The 325-nt window shown below is 63.4% G+C and carries 1 protein-coding gene; it reads left to right on the top strand.

Annotation, left to right across the window (positions count from 1 at the left end; translation table 11 throughout):
• A partial coding sequence (locus R0J87_RS19145; protein ID WP_498888218.1) for a hypothetical protein occupies positions 1–299 on the top strand: 299 nt, incomplete at its 5' end.
• Positions 300–325: the final 26 nt, after the last annotated feature.

Raw genomic sequence — 325 nt, 5'->3', positions numbered from 1 at the left:
AGCAGGCGTACAACGAGGCGGTCTACCCGCTCATCCTCGAAGCCGACTCGCTGCTCGACGAACTCGCCCGGCTGAGGGACGGTGGCCAGACCGCGGACTTCCGAATCTACACCCGTCGGTTAGAATCGGTGCTTGACCAACTGGTGCTCCAGACCCGGCCTGTGGAGGACCAGCTCGAAGAACTCGGCCGGCTGGAGGATGCACTCGATGACCCCGGTGGTTCAGTCTATCTACCTGATCGGCAGCCTCGTCCTGAAGATGTGGGACCGCCTGAACGTGAAGGCCGGCGAGCTGCCTGACGAATCCGAAGTCCAAGCGGCCGAGG

Origin of the sequence: Halomonas sp. SIMBA_159 (genome assembly GCF_046536035.1) — a bacterium.
GTDB lineage: Bacteria > Pseudomonadota > Gammaproteobacteria > Pseudomonadales > Halomonadaceae > Vreelandella > Vreelandella venusta_A.
This window is presented reverse-complemented; position numbering and strand designations above follow the sequence as displayed.